Origin of the sequence: Promicromonospora kroppenstedtii DSM 19349, assembly GCF_000515355.1 — a bacterium.
GTDB lineage: Bacteria > Actinomycetota > Actinomycetes > Actinomycetales > Cellulomonadaceae > Promicromonospora > Promicromonospora kroppenstedtii.
On sequence record NZ_KI911770.1, the window covers coordinates 4,284 to 6,419 of the forward strand.

General features: G+C 73.3%; 2 protein-coding genes. One reads left to right on the forward strand and one right to left on the reverse strand.

Annotated features, from left to right (window positions below):
• The coding region (locus PROKR_RS30315; RefSeq protein WP_036971773.1) for a glycoside hydrolase family 3 C-terminal domain-containing protein at positions 1-1,044 on the forward strand (1,044 nt) is incomplete at its 5' end.
• 55 nt (positions 1,045-1,099) lie between these two features.
• Here the strand turns inward: PROKR_RS30315 and PROKR_RS30320 are convergent.
• The coding region (locus PROKR_RS30320) for an epoxide hydrolase family protein (RefSeq protein ID WP_036971776.1) at positions 1,100-2,136 on the reverse strand (1,037 nt) is incomplete at its 5' end.

The window sequence follows — 2,136 nt, forward strand, 5'->3', positions numbered from 1 at the left end:
CTCGGCGACTGGGCCGGCAGCTCGGGCCAGGCCGACTGGCTGCCCGACGGCCACCCGCGCGACATGATCACCACCGTGCTGGACGGGCTGCGCGAGCTGACCCCGCAGGGCTGGACGGTGACCAGCGCGCTCGGCGCCGAGATCCTCTCGCTCGTGACGCCGCCGGAGGGCGAGACGTTCCCCGACGGCCAGCCCCGGCCCAAGGTGGTCGTCCCGCGCGACCCCGACGAGGCCCTGATCGCACAGGCCGTCGCACAGGCACGGGACGCCGACTACGTCGTGGCCGTGGTGGGCGACCAGGTCGAGCTGGTGGGCGAGGGCCGGTCCACCGCGACGCTGGAGCTCGTGGGCGGGCAGGTCGCCCTGCTGGACGCGCTGGCCGAGACGGGCACGCCGCTGGTCGTCGTCGTCATGGCGTCCAAGCCGCTGGTGCTGCCGCAGTCCGCGCTGGACGCCGCGGCCGTGGTCTGGACGGCGAACCCGGGCATGGAGGGCGGCCGGGCGGTCGCCGAGCTGCTGCTCGGGCAGATCGAGCCGTCCGGGCGCCTGCCGATCTCGTTCGCCCGGCACGTGGGCCAGCAGCCGATCTACTACAACCAGCTCCGCGGCCAGCACGGGGACCGGTATGCCGACCTGACGCAGGAACCCGCGTTCGTGTTCGGCGAGGGCCTGTCGTACACCACGGTCGAGTACAGCGGCCTCGAGCTGCGGACCGCCGAGCTGGGCCCGGACGACACGATCCATGCCCGCGTGACCCTGACCAACACGGGTGCCCGTCCGGTGCGTGAGACCGTGCAGGTCTACGTCAGCGACACGGTGACGTCCGTGAGCTGGACCGACAAGGAGCTCAAGGGCTACCGGCAGGTGGACGTCGCCCCCGGGCAGAGCGTCGTGGTCGAGCTCGACCTGCCGGTCGCGGACTGCACGATCGTGAACCAGGCGGGCAACCGCGTCGTCGAGCCGGGTGGGTTCGAGCTGCTGGTCGGGCCGTCCTCGCGGGACGCGGACCTGCTGCGGGCACCGTTCTCGGTGACGGGGTCCTGACCGGGCGTCGACCGGGGTGCCGTGCGGACGGGGCTCGCCCGTCCGCACGGCCGCGTCATCCCCGTTGCACGGCTGCGAGGCCTTCGCGCAGGTCCTGGACGAAGTACCCCGGAACCTCCAGGGACGGGAAGTGCCCGCCCGCCTCCGGTGTCCGCCACCGCACGATCTGGCGGAACCGCTCCTGGGCCCAGGGCCGGGGCCACCGCTCGATGTCGCGGGGATAAGTGGTGACCGCCGCCGGGACGTCGACCCGGAGGTCGGGGTCGAGCGAGGCGTGGCTCTCGGCGTAGATCCTGGCCGACGACGCGCCCGTGCGCGTGAGCCAGTACAGGGTGACGTTGTCCAGGACGCTGTCCCGGGACATGGTCTCGAACGGGCTGTCGGTGGTGTCCGACCACTCGGCGAACTTGTCCAGGATCCAGGCGAGCAGCCCGACCGGTGAGTCGACGAGCGAGTAGCCGATGGTCTGCGGCCGGGCCGCCTGCTGCTTCGCGTACGCCGCGCGCCGGCCCCAGAAGTCACGGGACTCCTCGACCCAGGTGCGCTCGGCCGCCGTCAGCCCGTCCGTGGTCAGGCCGGGCGGGGGCTGCGCGACCGTCGTGTGGATGCCGATGACGTGGTCCGGGAACCGGCCGCCGAGGATCGTGGTGATGACGCCGCCCCAGTCGCCGCCGTGGGCCAGGAACCGGTCGTAGCCGAGCCGGACCATCAGCACGACCCACGCGGCCGCGATCTTCTCGATGCCCCACCCGGTGGCCGCCGGTCGCTCGCTGTGGCCGAACCCCGGCAGCGACGGGACGACGACGTGGAACGCGGGCGCGTCCGGATTCGCCGGGTCGGCCAGCTCGTCGACGACGTGCGTGAACTCCGCGACGCTGCCCGGCCAGCCGTGCGTCAGGAGCAGCGGCGTGGCGTCGGCGCGCGGGGAGCGGCGGTGCAGGAAGTGGATGCCCAGGCCGTCGATCGTCGTGCGGAACTGGCCGATCTCGTCGAGGCGCGCCTCGAACGACCGCCAGTCGTATCCGGTGCGCCAGTGGCGGACGACGTCCACGAGGTCGGCGAGGGGGACGCCCTGGTCCCACCGGCTCGGGC